13 protein-coding genes are annotated in these 14,591 nt (G+C 30.4%); 4 read left to right on the top strand and 9 right to left on the bottom strand.

From position 1 onward, the window contains the following. Window positions 1-71: 71 nt before the first annotated feature. From Ccar_RS02380 to Ccar_RS02365, 4 genes are all read right to left on the bottom strand, one after another. Window positions 72-545 (bottom strand): (2Fe-2S)-binding protein, encoded by a 474-nt coding sequence (locus tag Ccar_RS02380; RefSeq protein ID WP_007061953.1) that lies wholly within the window; start codon window positions 543-545, stop codon window positions 72-74. After that, complete coding sequence (locus Ccar_RS02375) at window positions 546-1,382, bottom strand: FAD binding domain-containing protein (RefSeq protein ID WP_007061954.1); 837 nt, start codon at window positions 1,380-1,382, stop codon at window positions 546-548. Next, window positions 1,369-3,714, bottom strand: a complete 2,346-nt coding sequence (locus Ccar_RS02370; protein ID WP_007061955.1) for a xanthine dehydrogenase family protein molybdopterin-binding subunit — start codon at window positions 3,712-3,714, stop codon at window positions 1,369-1,371. Before Ccar_RS02370 ends, Ccar_RS02375 begins: the two co-directional genes overlap by 14 nt. Before the next feature lie 160 nt (window positions 3,715-3,874). Continuing rightward, entirely contained in the window at window positions 3,875-4,693 is an 819-nt protein-coding gene (locus Ccar_RS02365; RefSeq protein WP_007061956.1) for an FUSC family protein, read from the bottom strand. Between the two features lie 249 nt (window positions 4,694-4,942). On the opposite strand from Ccar_RS02365, the gene Ccar_RS02360 reads away from it, so the two are divergent. From Ccar_RS02360 to Ccar_RS02345, 4 genes are read left to right on the top strand one after another with little or no spacing between them, the layout of a single operon-like run. After that, the gene (locus tag Ccar_RS02360) at window positions 4,943-5,473 is read left to right on the top strand and encodes an RNA polymerase sigma factor SigX (protein ID WP_007061957.1); all 531 of its coding nucleotides are present in this window, start codon (window positions 4,943-4,945) and stop codon (window positions 5,471-5,473) included. A 2-nt stretch (window positions 5,474-5,475) separates the two neighbouring features. Then, complete coding sequence (locus tag Ccar_RS02355; RefSeq protein ID WP_007061958.1) at window positions 5,476-6,582, top strand: anti-sigma factor family protein; 1,107 nt, start codon at window positions 5,476-5,478, stop codon at window positions 6,580-6,582. Between the two features lie 5 nt (window positions 6,583-6,587). Then, window positions 6,588-7,493, top strand: coding sequence for an ABC transporter ATP-binding protein (locus Ccar_RS02350; protein ID WP_007061959.1), 906 nt, complete (start codon window positions 6,588-6,590; stop codon window positions 7,491-7,493). Then, a complete protein-coding gene (locus tag Ccar_RS02345) occupies window positions 7,493-8,344 on the top strand; it encodes an ABC transporter permease (RefSeq protein ID WP_007061960.1) in 852 nt (283 codons plus the stop codon). Before Ccar_RS02350 ends, Ccar_RS02345 begins: the two co-directional genes overlap by 1 nt. A gap of 42 nt (window positions 8,345-8,386) precedes the next feature. Here the strand turns inward: Ccar_RS02345 and Ccar_RS02340 are convergent, their stop codons facing one another. From Ccar_RS02340 to Ccar_RS02320, 5 genes are all read right to left on the bottom strand, one after another. Further along, a complete protein-coding gene (locus tag Ccar_RS02340; protein ID WP_007061961.1) occupies window positions 8,387-10,714 on the bottom strand; it encodes a type IA DNA topoisomerase in 2,328 nt (775 codons plus the stop codon). Between the two features lie 171 nt (window positions 10,715-10,885). After that, on the bottom strand, window positions 10,886-11,917 hold the full coding sequence (locus tag Ccar_RS02335) for an ABC transporter substrate-binding protein (protein ID WP_007061962.1): 1,032 nt from the start codon (window positions 11,915-11,917) through the stop codon (window positions 10,886-10,888). Between the two features lie 13 nt (window positions 11,918-11,930). Continuing rightward, entirely contained in the window at window positions 11,931-12,461 is a 531-nt protein-coding gene (locus Ccar_RS02330) for a nucleoside-triphosphatase (protein WP_007061963.1), read from the bottom strand. Between the two features lie 29 nt (window positions 12,462-12,490). Then, entirely contained in the window at window positions 12,491-13,273 is a 783-nt protein-coding gene (locus tag Ccar_RS02325; RefSeq protein ID WP_007061964.1) for an ABC transporter ATP-binding protein, read from the bottom strand. Next, on the bottom strand, window positions 13,270-14,355 hold the full coding sequence (locus tag Ccar_RS02320; protein ID WP_007064429.1) for a FecCD family ABC transporter permease: 1,086 nt from the start codon (window positions 14,353-14,355) through the stop codon (window positions 13,270-13,272). The genes Ccar_RS02325 and Ccar_RS02320 overlap by 4 nt, the downstream gene beginning before the upstream one ends. Window positions 14,356-14,591: the final 236 nt, after the last annotated feature.

The following is a 14,591-nucleotide window of genomic DNA, read 5'->3' as shown; positions in this document are numbered from 1 at the left end:
TAAAATAAGAAATTATTATTAATAAACAATGGGTAACAGTTTCATACTGTTACCCTCTTTTAGACTAAAATCTAGCTTTTACCTGTATTTAACACTGATTTAATAGCATTGTTAATCTCTTCATAACCAGTACACCTACATATATTAGATTGAAGCCATTCTGCAATAACATAATCATTTGTATCGGGATGAATATTAGTTAAAGCATAACAAACCATTAAAAATCCTGATGTGCAATATCCACATTGAAAGCTGAAATTATCAACAAAGGCTTGCTGTATTGGAGTATTTTTCAAACCTTCTATGGTAGTTATTTTTTTACCAATTGCCTCAACTGTAAGCATTAAACAGGATTTTATAGGCCATCCATCTACGAGAACCGTACAAGAACCACAATCTCCATTTTCACAACCAGGTTTTGCTCCTGTAAGACCAAGTTGAAGCCTTAGAGTATTTAATAAAATATCAGATGGTTTAACAACTACTTCTATATCTTCATTATTGACATTTAGTGTAATTATTGATTTTTCCAAAACTTGCAGCATTTAAGTCCCCCCTTCAAGTTCTTCCATTGTCTCTAAAAGCATACTCTGTAATACAAACTTTCTATACTCTGAAGACCCATTTAAATCACTATAGATATTAGATGATATACTGCTTATTATATTGTTTATACGTTGATTTAAATTTAACGCTTTATTGTTAATTATATTTTCCACCTCAAAGGATCTAAAAGGATATTTAAATAATCCACTAAACGCAACTTTAATAACGTCGTTATCCTTTAGTGCTGCAAGCGTTATTAAAGGATAATCAATTTTGTCACTTTTAGTTCTTTTTACATGTAAATGTGGCATATCCAAAAAATTTCTTTTTACTTCTATTTGTACAATAAGATCCCCATTATCAATTTGTATTCTTTCATTGAAGATATCCATTATGGATACTTTTTTTATACCACAGCTTCCAGCTATTACTACTTCACTATTACTTAATAAAAGCGGAAGTACAGCTTCTCTATATATTATTGTGCCTGCTAAATTTCCACCTAAAGTTATTTTATCCTGTATAGTGTGATCAGCTATTCTTTTTACTGTTAAACTAAGCAGTGGAAAAAAATCTTGTTCTGCTATGCTTGTAAGTGTAACAGCTGATCCAATAATTAAACTATCATTTTGAAGTGTATGCATATTACATTCAGGTATCCCTTTTATATCAATTACAGCTCCTGTATAAATATTATTAACTCTTGCCATGCTTATTATTTCTGTTCCACCACCATAATATTTAGGTTCCTTTCCATGACTTTGTAATTCTTTAAATAAAGTAACAGCTTCGTTTATAGATTCAGGTTTATAGTATTCAAAATCAAAGGGTATCATGTTTTCCTCCAGTCTTAGCTTGCCATATAACTTCTGGTGTAATAGGTATTTTAAGAAAGTCACTTTCTGCTGCTAATGATAATGCTGTGGCAAAAGCCGCTGGAACACCTATAATTCCATGTTCCGCTAATCCCCTTGCACCATAAGGCGCATCAATTTGAGGAGTTTCAATAAAATCCACTATATATTCAGGAGTCTCACCAAAACGTATGAGTTTATATGTACGTAAACTTGTATTTTGAAGAATTCCTTCATCATTGTATAAAAATTCTTCTCTAGTAGCTATACTAAGCCCCATATTCATACCTCCCATTATTAATCCTCTCACTATTTTAGGGTTAATTACCTTGCCTGCATCAATAACAGTAGCAGCTTTCAAAATTCTATAGGTGTAATTTTTGCGGTTATATTCAATTTCAACTTCCTGTGCACCTACTGTCCAGAAAGGACCGGCCTTTCCTTTTCCATTTTCTTTATTAAGTTCGGTTATGTGTCTCACCATATAACTGCCTTTTCCTATTATTTGCCCTCCTATGGATATTCCATTGGTATATGAAAAACCATGTACTAAATCTTTAAAAGATATGTATACATCAGGATCATCCTTTAAAAAAACCTTTTCATTAGCTACTTCTAGATCTTCTACAGGACATTTCATTACTATAGAAGCTATGCTAATTAGTTGTTTTATTAAATCTTCAGCAGCTTTTAAAACTGATTTTCCAACCATAAACGTTGTAACACTAGCCACTGTTTTCCAGTGTTCAGGTGAAATTTGAGTATCTACTCCCATGAAAACATGAATTCTACTTACATCCATATTCATTCTCTTTGCCAATATTTGTGCTGCAGCAGTTTTCATACCAGGACCAATTTCTACAGCACCACAATTTAAATTGATACTTCCATCTTTATTAAATGTTAAAATAACTCCGGAAACAGCATTTGATGGTGAATCTGAAGTTTTCCAAAAACAACTAATGGCTTTTGTGTGAACAATATCACCATTAATCTCAATTATATTTGCAGGATTCCAATTGATAACTTGTTTTAGCTTATCAAGACATTTTTGCAAGCTTCCCGTATTGCTTTCAGTTATTTTTACTTGTGTAGGAGAAAATTTACCAGGAGAAATTGCATTCTTTCTTCTTAAATCAAACATATCTATTTTTAATGCTGCTGCTAATTTATCAAGCAATCTCTCAATACAAAAGGTAAAGGATACATGCCCAAAACTTCTGTAGGAAGTTGCATAAGTATGATTAGTATAAACACATAAAGAGTCACAAAAAACATTTTCAATATTATATGGACCTGTACAGTCAACTGCTATGGCTTTTGCCATGGTTGGACTAGTGTCTGTGTAAGCACCACAATCTACTAAATAAGTACATTCTAATGCCTTTATCATTCCATCTTTAGAAGCCCCTATTTTAAGATTTGCTTCCAAACCTATTTTGCAAGGAGATGTAACCATATCTTCTTCTCTTGTATTTGCTATTTTAACCATTTTACCGTCTACAGATTTTGATGCCAGATAAGCTAAAAGTTCTAATTGAACACATGCTTTACCCCCAAAGGCACCTCCTACTAGAGGAACACGAACTATAATATTACCTTCAGGTATATTATAATGTTTACTTATAACCTGTTTTACATGAAAGGGTGCTTGTGAAGAAGTATATATAATAACACGACCATCATGTAATATTTGTGCCTTTGCATTGCGGGTTTCCATAGCTAAATGATCTGACTCTGGCAGTGTAAAACTAGACTCAATCACCACATCACTCTCTGCCCATCCTTTAGCCATATCACCCTTTCGAATTTTCACCTGGGTAGCAATATTACTATTTTCTTTGGGGTTTGCAAAATTAACAACACAAGCATATTTAGATAAATTGGGATGAATTAGAGGAGCATCAGGTTTAATTGCCTGGTTAACAGAATTTACTACTGGAAGTTGTTCATACTCTACCTTAATAAGTTTTAATGCCCTGGCAGCTTCTTCTTCACTACTTGCAACTACTATTGCTATAGGTTCTCCAAAATATCTTACTTTGTCCTTAGCTAAAGGAGGTCTATCTTCAATGTTTGCACCACATTGTGTTGGAAAATAATCACCAGTTACTATTGATTTAACTCCTTTAGATTTCAAAGCAGCTTCTATATTTATTGATTTTATGTTTGCATGTGCATGAGGACTTGTTAACAGCTTTGCATATAACATCCACGGAGTTGTCGAATCGTCTGTATACTTAGCTGCGCCTGTAACCTTATCTAAAGATTCCTTTCTCGGAATGCTTACCCCTATACTTATAGGACCTGACATTATGAACTCCTCCTTATATAACTTAGTGGCACCATTTATTAACATAAAATATCTTTATACAAGGATATTATTTACTTTTATATGTATAATATTCATGTTAGTTATATAGAGTCACTTATCACACTTTGTAATTTATATTTGTAAATAATATATACACTTCCTAAATACTTTTTATAATTTCGTTTAAATTTTTCATCTCACGAAAAAATATATCCTTATGAAAACTAATAATCATATTAATATTTTCCTTATTAAGATCATGAAAATCGTCATTAACGTTGATATAATTAATTATTCCAACCTGTTGAAAAATAATAGTAAAAACATCCAACATTTTATCTAATTTATTTTTTACAGGCAAAAATTTTGAACTAACTTTAATTTCTTCAGAATATATATTGAAGGTTTCCCTTAAACTGTTTATACTTTTTTCAATATTATCTAATTCACTCTTATCTTCTATAAATTCCTTATCGCTAACTAAATTAAGTAGACTTTGTTGTATATCTTGGGCTCTATTTTTAAGTACTTTGATCATATTGGGATTGAAAACATAGTTATTTACAATTGTAGTAATAGATATGCCTATTAATGTATCCAACAATCTGTGGGCGCTATATAAAATAGCTCCAGCCTCTTTTACCCCAAGCATAATAGACACAAATACCAGGCAAGCAATAGATGTAGTACTATCCCATTTAAGGTAACTACAAATATAAATAATGAGCATTACTCCTATTCCAATTAAAATAGTATTTTGCCATTGAAGAGTTACAAGTATAACCCCAATTAGAGCCCCGATAAAGCTGCCAATAATCCTATTTGCTCCAAACTTAATTGTTTCACCAAAAAAAGTGGATATAGGCATAACTGCAGGAAGCACAACAAAAAAAGGATATTTTAATTTTAATAAATTTGACACCAATATACATAAGGAAGCAGCAATTCCTACTCTAATTGCTTTTCTTTTCAAATTCATTACTTCACCTTCTTAAACATGATAATTATTTTCTATAAAGTCCTTATACCATCTTACTCACGTAGGTTAATAATATAAACTTGCACAATACACGAAAATTTATACTTTTTTCTAATCTCTGTCACAATTTCTAATACTTATGTGTTAATATTATAGATACCAAAATTGAGAAAAGGTATCAAAATATTCTAGAATATTTTAATCAAAAGCTTTTGGACAAAGTTACCTAAGGGGGAAGACAACTAAAATATGGGTGTTATTAGTTATTTTAATAAGAAAAAACAAGAACAAAATTTTAAAACTGCATATGAGAAATATTATGACACCATCTTTAAAAGAATTTCCTACCTCACTGGTGACATGCATGCAGCTGAAGATTTAACACAGGAGGTATTTATAAAATTATATAATTCACCACCTGCTCATGACAACATTGCTGCATGGTTAAATAAAGTTTCCACTAATACTTCCTATAATTATATAAGAGATAAAAAAGTTCATGAGGGAAAAAATGAGATGATTTATAAAAAAGAAATGGATAATGTAGTTTCAATTGAAGAAGTTGCAATTAATAATTGTGAAGTAGATTTAACTAAAAAGGTACTAAATATACTTTCACCTAGAGATCGTATGTGTCTGCTTCTTAAGTTTTCGGGATATAAATATAGTGAAATTGCAGAAGTAATCGGAGTTGATAAAAATTCCGTAGGCACTCTTATATCAAGAGCACAAACAAAATTTAAGGAAAACTACTTAAATTTAGAAGGAAGAGGTGAATAAAAATGAAGTGTCTAAATGAAGGAATTATTCAAGCATACATTGATGAAGAACTTAATGATATTGAAATGAAAGAAGTAGAAATGCATCTTTTTCAATGTGAAAAATGTAAAGAAATTTATAAAGAATTAAAATCTGTAAACAGCTTTACCATGGATAAGCTTAAGGATTATAAAAAGGATTTTAATATAACCCCTATAAAACCAGCAAATATGGATATTAAAATGAAAAATAGAAAAGGAGAATCTAAGATTATGAAAAGATATAAAAAGGTAACAGCAGCTGCTTGTGTTGCTCTTGCTATAACAACTTGTGTTTCAGTTCAACCTATAAGAGCAGCAGTTATTAATGCAGTTTCAATTTTTAGAGCAAATGATATTAAAAGTGTAAATATTTCATTGGATGATGTTGAAAAGCTTAAAAGTGAGCTTGAGAAGAATAAATCAGATATTAATATTGATAAAATAGGTAAAGTAAAATACCAAGGCGGTGAACAAAAAACTGTAACCATCGATGAAGCCAAAAAAGCATTGCCATTTACAATACTATATCCTAAAAATATGCCATCAAAAAATACAAAAAATGTTTTCATAAATAAACCTTCAAAATGTGATTTCACACTAAATATTGAAAATATAAATCAACTTCTTAAATCCTTAGGAGGAAAAAAGCTGTTTCCTAAAAACTTAGATGGAAAAACTTTTTCTTTGAATACAGGTGGAACATTAAGCATTTTGTATGAAGATCCTACAAATAGTAACCGTATAGCTGTATCAGAAAGTAAAATGCCAGAAATTATTGCACCTGATGGTGCAAATGTGGATGAAATATTTAATGCTATTTCAGATCTTTCTGTACTTCCATATGATATGCAAAAGCAATTAAAATCAATGAAAGATTGGAAAAGTACCTTGTATGTTCCTAATGTGGGAAATAAATCTGAAGAAATGACTATAAATGGAATGAAAGCTATTGGATGCTTCGATACTAGTAAGAATGACAATAAATCAAGACATTCCTATATTTTAATGCTTAAGGATGATATTTTAATCAGCATTGATGGTAATGCAGATAAAAATGAACTAATAGAAATTGCAAAATCTATGAGGTGATAAATTTGGTAATTGAAACTGAAAATCTTTCTAAAATATATGAAAATAACAAAGGATGCAGGAATATAAATATATCTGCAGCTGAAGGCGAAATTTATGGATTTTTAGGTCCTAATGGCGCGGGAAAAAGCACCTTTATAAAGACCGTTGTAGGATTATTATTTCCAACTTCAGGTACTGCACAGATACTGGGTAAACCTATTGGAGACATGGAAACAAGAAAAAGGATAGGCTACTTGCCAGAACTTTTTAAATATCAAGAATGGATGACAGGATTGGATCTCCTGTCCTTCCATTCTTCATTATACAAGCTTGACAAAAAAACTTCTTCTGCAAAAATAGAAGAAGTTCTTGAAATTGTTAATTTAAAGGGTGCTGAAAGAAGTAAAATAGGTACTTATAGTAAAGGAATGCAGCAGAGAATAGGAATTGCCAGTGCTCTTCTTTGCGACCCAAAGCTTCTTTTTTTAGATGAACCTACCTCCGCTCTAGATCCCATAGGCAGAAAAGAAGTTAGAGACATTATGTTAAAATTAAAGAGTATGGATAAAACTGTATTTTTAAACAGTCATCTTTTAAGTGAAGTAGAAATGATTTGTGATAGCGCTGCCATTATCAGCAAGGGAAATATTATAAAACAAGGAAAAATGAATGATCTTTTAGAAGGAAATACTATTCTGGATATTCATGTAGAAGATATAAATAATGAAATTTTAAATAAGCTTGAAAAGTTTGATGAAGATTTAACTTTTAATGGAAAAAACATCAAGATGCATGTAAAGGAAGATGCTGAAATACACCAAATTGCATCATTAATTATATCAGGCGGCGGAAAGCTATATGGACTTACTCCACACAGAGATAGTCTTGAAGACCTGTTTATAAAGCTTGTTGAAGGAGGTCAAAATTAATGCTTACAATTGCTCAATCTACTTTTAAAGAAATTTATAGGAAGAAAATTTTTCATTTTATAGGCATATTAACTATAATATATCTTATTCTTTTAACTATTATTTTTAGATTTATAGGTAAGAATCTACATCAAAACAATGGCATGATAGATATGGTTGTAAATCTTTCTTCAACTATTTCTATAGTTGGCTTCTATTTTTCCAGCATGCTTTTAGGTTTTCTAACCATAATGCTGTCTATAGGAACTGTTTCTTCCGAAATAGAAAATGGGACAATTTTAACCATTTTAACAAAACCAATTAGAAGAAGTGAGTATATACTTGGAAAATACTTAGGAACAGCTATTCTAATTATTTTATACAGCATTGTCCTTTACATAGCAGTAATTATTATTTCCACTGTAAGTAAAATATCTATTATAGAAGCCTTTGGAATAGGTGCTTTAGTTAAGGGATTCCTGTTTTTTATTTTACAGCCTTTAACCATATTATCAGTATCTCTTTATGGAAGTACTAAATTTAAAACCTTAAATAATGGAATATTAATAATGTCTCTCTATATACTTGGACTAATTGGTGGAGTGATGGAACAATTAGGAGCATATACAAAAAATGACTCTCTTTCCACCATTGGAATAATTTCAAGCTTAATTTCTCCCTTTGAAGTCATTTATAGAAAAATGATTTCTGCTATTTTTACTTCTTTAGGCTCCTTTAACCTTCTATCAGGCTTTAGTATGACAGAAAAATCCACCACACCAAGTTTATATATGATGTTTTATGTATGCATATACTTAGTATTTTTTATATTTATAAGCGTTAAAAGCTTTGCAAAAAAAGATATTGGATAAAAAAATCATGCTGGATTCACCTAGCATGATCTTTTAATTTATTTATGAATTTTCAAAGGAAAGTTCTATTTTTCCTCCCTTTATTATCAGTCTTGCATTAAATTCATTGCCTTTTTTTGATTTAAAGCCAGTTATAATATCTGTTTTTCCATGACTCATTAAATTTTTAATTTGTTCAACAGGTATCTTTTTTCCACAAATTTCTGATACAAAAAACTTACATCCACTTTGCCAATTATTGCAGCCATATCCCTTACTATTCTTTACAATATCACCTGTTTTACATATAGGACATAAACCTAATGATTCTCTAGCTCCATTTTCACTTTTATCTGTATTTGAGTTTTTTTTGCTTTTAGAAGAACTTTTAGCTTTTACTCCATTACTATTTTTGCCCTTAACTTCTTCAAAAAAGCCATGCATATCTCCCATATTCATTCTATCCATAACCTTTTTTACATTAAGCTTAGTGTAATCTTCTAGCTTTTTCATAAATAGATCAGGTTCTATTTCCTTTCCATACACCATTTTTAATCCCTTTTCCCAGCTGGCTGTAAGTGTGGGATTAAGCAGTGTAGGTATAGAATTTATTATAACCTCATATATCATTTCTCCCTTTTGAGTTGGAGATATAACTTGAGTTTTCTTGTCAGACATAATATAACCTATTTTTTCTAACTTCTTTAATATTTCAGCTCGTGTTGCAGAAGTTCCTATCCCAGCTCCTTTTATCTGTTCTCTAAGTTCTTCATCTTCAATAAGCTTACCTGCATTTTCCATAGCAATAATTATTGATCCTGAAGTGTATCTTTTAGGAGGTGAAGTTTCCCCTTCCTTTACTTCCATGTCAACTACATCTACTATTTGTCCTTTTTTAAGTTTGCTTAAAAACTTTAAGTTCTTTTCTTCCTTATTCTTTTTATACTCTTTTAATACATTAAGGTATCCTTCTTCTACACAAACCTTATCTGTAGTAAAAAATCTTTCGCCACCAGCTTGAGTTGTAATGGCAATTTTATTATATTTGGCTGGAGGATAAAATATAGCCAAAAATCTTCTAAGTACTAAGTTATATACCTTTTTCTCCAAATCTGTGAGACCATTATAACTTTGAAGACCTTCTCCTGTTGGTATAATAGCATAATGGTCTGTTATTTTGCTATCATTTACATACTTAGTTTTTTCCAAATTTGAATACCATTTATTATTCAATATATTTTCCGCTATACCTTTTATTTCTTTATCACCATCGTATTTTAAAAGCTTTCTTATATTTTTATCTATTTCCTTTGCTACAGCTTTAGACAAAACTCTAGCATCTGTTCTTGGGTATGTAAGTAGCTTTTTTTCATATAAGGATTGAATTTTATTTAAGGTTTCTTCAGGACTTATTTTAAACTTCTTTGAACACTCATTTTGGAGTTCTGCTAAATTAAAAAGCAAAGGAGCATTTTTACTTTCTACAGTCTTTTTTATATTCTCTATAACAGGCTCCTGCTCAAAAATTTTCTCACCTATTTCTTCTATAAACTTTTCAGCATCTTCTCTTTTCTTAAAACCACCTTCATTATATAAAAGAGGTGAATCCTTATATTTAGAACCTTCTACAGATTTCCATTCACCCTCATAGACCATTTCTTCTTCATATTCTCCGCTGGAATTGCCATCAAAGCTTCCTAAAATCTTATAAAAAGGTGTCTTTACAAAGGATCTTATCTCTCGTTCTCTATCTACAATCATTCCAAGAACACAGCTCATAACTCTACCTACTGCAATTACCACCAATTTATCTCCAGTAGCATTAGCCACAGTTTTTCCATATTTAAGAGTTAAAAGTCTAGAAAAATTTATTCCCAAAAGATAATCTTCTTTAGCTCTTAAATATGCTGAATCAGCCAATGAATCATATTCTGAAATATCCTTTGCTTCTTTTATACCTCTGCGTATCTCTTCTTCTGTTTGAGAGTCAATCCACACTCTCTTCTTTTCCTTACCTTGTACCCCTACCATTTGATCTACAAGTCTATAAATGTACTCTCCTTCTCTTCCTGAGTCGGTACATACATATATTGTATTTATATCTTCTCTTTTTAATAATCCACTAACTACATTGAACTGCTTTGATACTGCTGGAATAATTTCATATTTATATTCCTTAGGTAAAAAAGGTAAAGTATCTAAGGACCATCTTTTTAAATTAGGATCATAGGCTTCTGGATAACTCATAGTTACCATATGTCCCACACACCATGAAAACACGGCTTTGTCTGATTCTATATATCCATCTCTTTTGGTACCTTTTACATTTAAAAGTTTAACATATTCCATAGCCACTGATGGCTTTTCTGTAATAAATAAAGCTTTACTCATAAAAAACCTCTCTGTCTTAATGCTTAAATATTCATTTTCACAAGTTACTTGTCCAATTATACACTAAAGTAACCAAATTTAAAAATTTCATTTAAAATAGTTTCAAAATCAATTATATCATAATTTGGCTTTTCACATAATATTATTGCCAGAGAGGTATTTTTTATCCAATTAATCTAAAGTACCACCAAGTTTTGTATAAGTAGTGCCATAAAATTGTTGATAAAAATCATCCACTTCTTTTGTTATATTTGTATCTTTAAATACTTCAGGATTGGCCTTTATAGTTAACCACATTATTCCTAACATTGTCTGTGGGCAAGGCATATCCCAAGCACTTATTTTTGAAGGTATTAAATAAACTTTTTTATTTTTTACAGCATTCACATCTTTTAAAGCAGCATTATTAAGTACATCTTGTGGCTTTACTCCAGAATATTGTGTAAGAACTATTATATCAGGATTCCAACCAATTAGCTGTTCTGCAGATATATCACACCATTTATTGCTGCTTAAAGAACCAGCCACATTTATTCCTCCAGCTAACTCAATTAATGAATTTTGGAACATATTCTTTCCTGGAGTTGAATACATACTTCCCCCTGCCATGTACACTTTAGGTTTATTTTTTTGATCTACAGCTTTAAGTTTGTTGCTAATAGAATCTAACTTTTTAGTATAATAATCCATAAATTCTTCTGATTTCTTTTCTTTACCAGTAAGTATTCCTAAATCTTTCACAGTAGATTTTAATTCATCAAGGTTCTCTGCACTTATAACAAAAACTTTAATATTAGACTTCTCTAATTTTGGTACAATTTCTTTGTTCTTTTTATATATGATAACAAGATCTGGTTTAGCAGCTATTACTTGTTCCACATTTATATCATTACTAGCAGCTGTCTTGCTTGAACCTGCCTTTGGTGAAAAAGTTAGAGGATTCTTTATAGCATTTCCATCTGCACCTAAAATATTATCTTGCTTATTCAAAGCACATAGTATTTGAACTGCTATAGGATAGTTAGTTAATACTTTTTCAGCAGGCTTGGACAACTCTACTTTTCTTTTCATTCCATCAGTGACAGTAATTTTTTTATTGCTATCTGCACTATTTGTACTTTGCGTAGCTGTTGAGTTTTTGCTGCAGGCTCCAAAAGTACATACAATTAGTACTAAAATTAAAAATTTAGCTATTTTTTTCATTTTTTTATCCCCCCTATAATTTTTTCTTTAACTTTACATTATTTTTTTGCAGAATTTTAAAAATTTCATCTTCCATTGAATCTCTATTACTTTCATCAATTTTAAATACTTGTACATCTTCTCTCCTTGCTATTTTCTGTACAAAGTTTCCATCACATTCCTTTAATACTCCTATAACAGGCTTACCACTATTAAGTATTTTAAAAACAGTATCTTTGAATAATGGAGCTTTTTCTTCCATAAATCCCAATTCATCTAATACTATTAATTCCCTATTGTCTAAGCTTTTTAACAGTACGTCTTGAGATATAACATTAAACATATTCATATCTGAATGTAGTTCATGCTTATCTGCATCATAAACTCCAATGGTATAACTTTCTTCTAAATTATAAAGTGAATTTACTTTAAACTTTTTAGTTTCTCCTATAAATTCTTTTTCTTGAATAAAACCACCTATGGAACAATCCACATTTTTAATAATCTTTTTTAGCAATGTAGATTTTCCTACTCCTCTTTCACCAGTAAAGAAAATCTTTTTCATAATATATTAATCCCCTTTCTCTATTAAAATCAATTGATCATAGGAATACAAGCCTTTATTTTATTGCCATTAGAATTAACTGTATTTATTATTTTTACATTAATACCATATGCTTCTTTAAGATTATCTTCTGTCACAACTTCGTCAACAGTACCTACTGTAAACACATTACTTTTTTGCATAAATGCTACTTTTGTAGAACATAAGAAAGCATGATTGGGATAATGTGAAGTCATAATAATTGCTAGACCTCTCTCTGAAAGTTTATTTATCTGTTCTAACACCCTGATCTGATTTCCAAAATCTAAATTTGAAGTTGGTTCATCCATTATAAGTATCTTAGGATCTTGAGCAAGAGCTCTTGCAATTAGAACCATTTGCCTTTCCCCACCACTTATTTCTGTGTATATCTTATCTCTTAAATAATCTATTTTTAAATCCTCTAAAGCCCTTTCTACAATTTTCCTATCTTCCTTGCTTGGAGAAGAAAACATTGAAAGATGCGCAGTCCTTCCCATTAATACCACATCAAAAACTTTAAATGGAAATGGAGGAGTATGTGATTGAGGAACATAACCAATAATTTTGGCTAATTGCTTTCTGGAACAACTATGTATGTTTTTCCCATCTACTAATATTTCTCCACCTTTTAGTTTTAAAAAACCCAATATAGTTTTAAAAAAAGTAGTCTTACCAACACCATTAGGCCCTAATAAACATAATATTTCTCCTGAACTTACATTCATGGATATATTATTCACCACATCCTTTTTTCCATAACCACAAACTACATTTTTGATCTCTAACTTCATATCCATCCTCTCCTTCCTTTAACTAGAAGGTAAATAAAAAAAGGAGCTCCTATTAATGATGTTAAAATTCCCAAAGGAATTTCTATGCTAAAGGCACATCGAGCCACATCATCAACTAACAAAAGAAAAGTCCCTCCTATAAGTAATGAACTAGGCAGCAATACTTTGAAATTAGGACCCACAATCATTCTAGCTATATGAGGTATTACAAGTCCTATCCATCCAATCATACCGCTAATTGATACAGCCGCTGCTGTAATTAAGGTTGAACAAAGAATTGCAATTAATCTTAGCTTTGAAGTATCAACACCTAAAGATTTTGCTTCTTCATCTCCAAATGAGAGAACATTAAACCTCCATCTTAGTAAGAATAGTGGTATAACTCCTATAATCATTGGTATCAATAACATTTTGATATCTTTCATGGTAACAGAGGATAATCCACCCATGAGGTAAAAAGTTATAACTGGAAGTTTTTCATATGGATCTGCCACATATTTTGTAATTGAAATAAAAGATGTAAATAGCTCTTTAACAACAATTCCTGTAAGCACTAATAATAAAGCAACATTATTACCCTTTGATATTATGCTGCTTATTGAATATGTTATTATTACAGCTAGAAGCCCAAATAAAAATGCTGAAATTTGTATGCTTACAGCATTAAATGATAAAAGTATTCCAAATGCTGCACCAAATGCTGCACCAGCAGAAGCTCCAAGTATATCTGGGGACACCATCGGATTTCTAAATAGTCCTTGATATGTAGCTCCAGACACAGATAAAGCTGCTCCAACCATTAATGCTGATAAAATTCTAGGAGCTCTAACATTGAAAAGCACTGTTTCAATAGTATTGGATTGAGTTACACTATGTCCAAAAATTTTTGATGATATAACACTAAAAAATTGTGGTAAGGATATTGAATATCTCCCAATAGTTAATGAAATTAAAATAGCAGCTATAGGCATTACAGCAATAATGATCATGAGGTAAGTTGTTTTTCTTTGTTCAAATTTTCTTTCATGATTTTTCAATTTTGAATTTTCCTGTGTATCATTTAGTATTAATGGTTCTGACACTTGCTTTCATCCCTTTCAACTATAATTGCTTATATAATAAATTTTCATAAAAATACTGCTAATCAAAATCATTTACTACATCTTTATTTAATTAATTCTAAATTTCAACAAATAAAATACAAAAGTATAGATTTATTACAAATCGTTATGTTATTATAAGTATAACGGTTTATTGTGCTATTGTAAACATAATTTTCTTAACATTGTAATTGATTCCATAATGATTTTAACAGCAC

The sequence above is a fragment of the Clostridium carboxidivorans P7 genome, from assembly GCF_001038625.1.
Lineage (GTDB): Bacteria > Bacillota > Clostridia > Clostridiales > Clostridiaceae > Clostridium_AM > Clostridium_AM carboxidivorans.
Note: the sequence above shows the minus strand (reverse complement) of the source record. Positions and strands in the feature narration are given on the sequence as shown.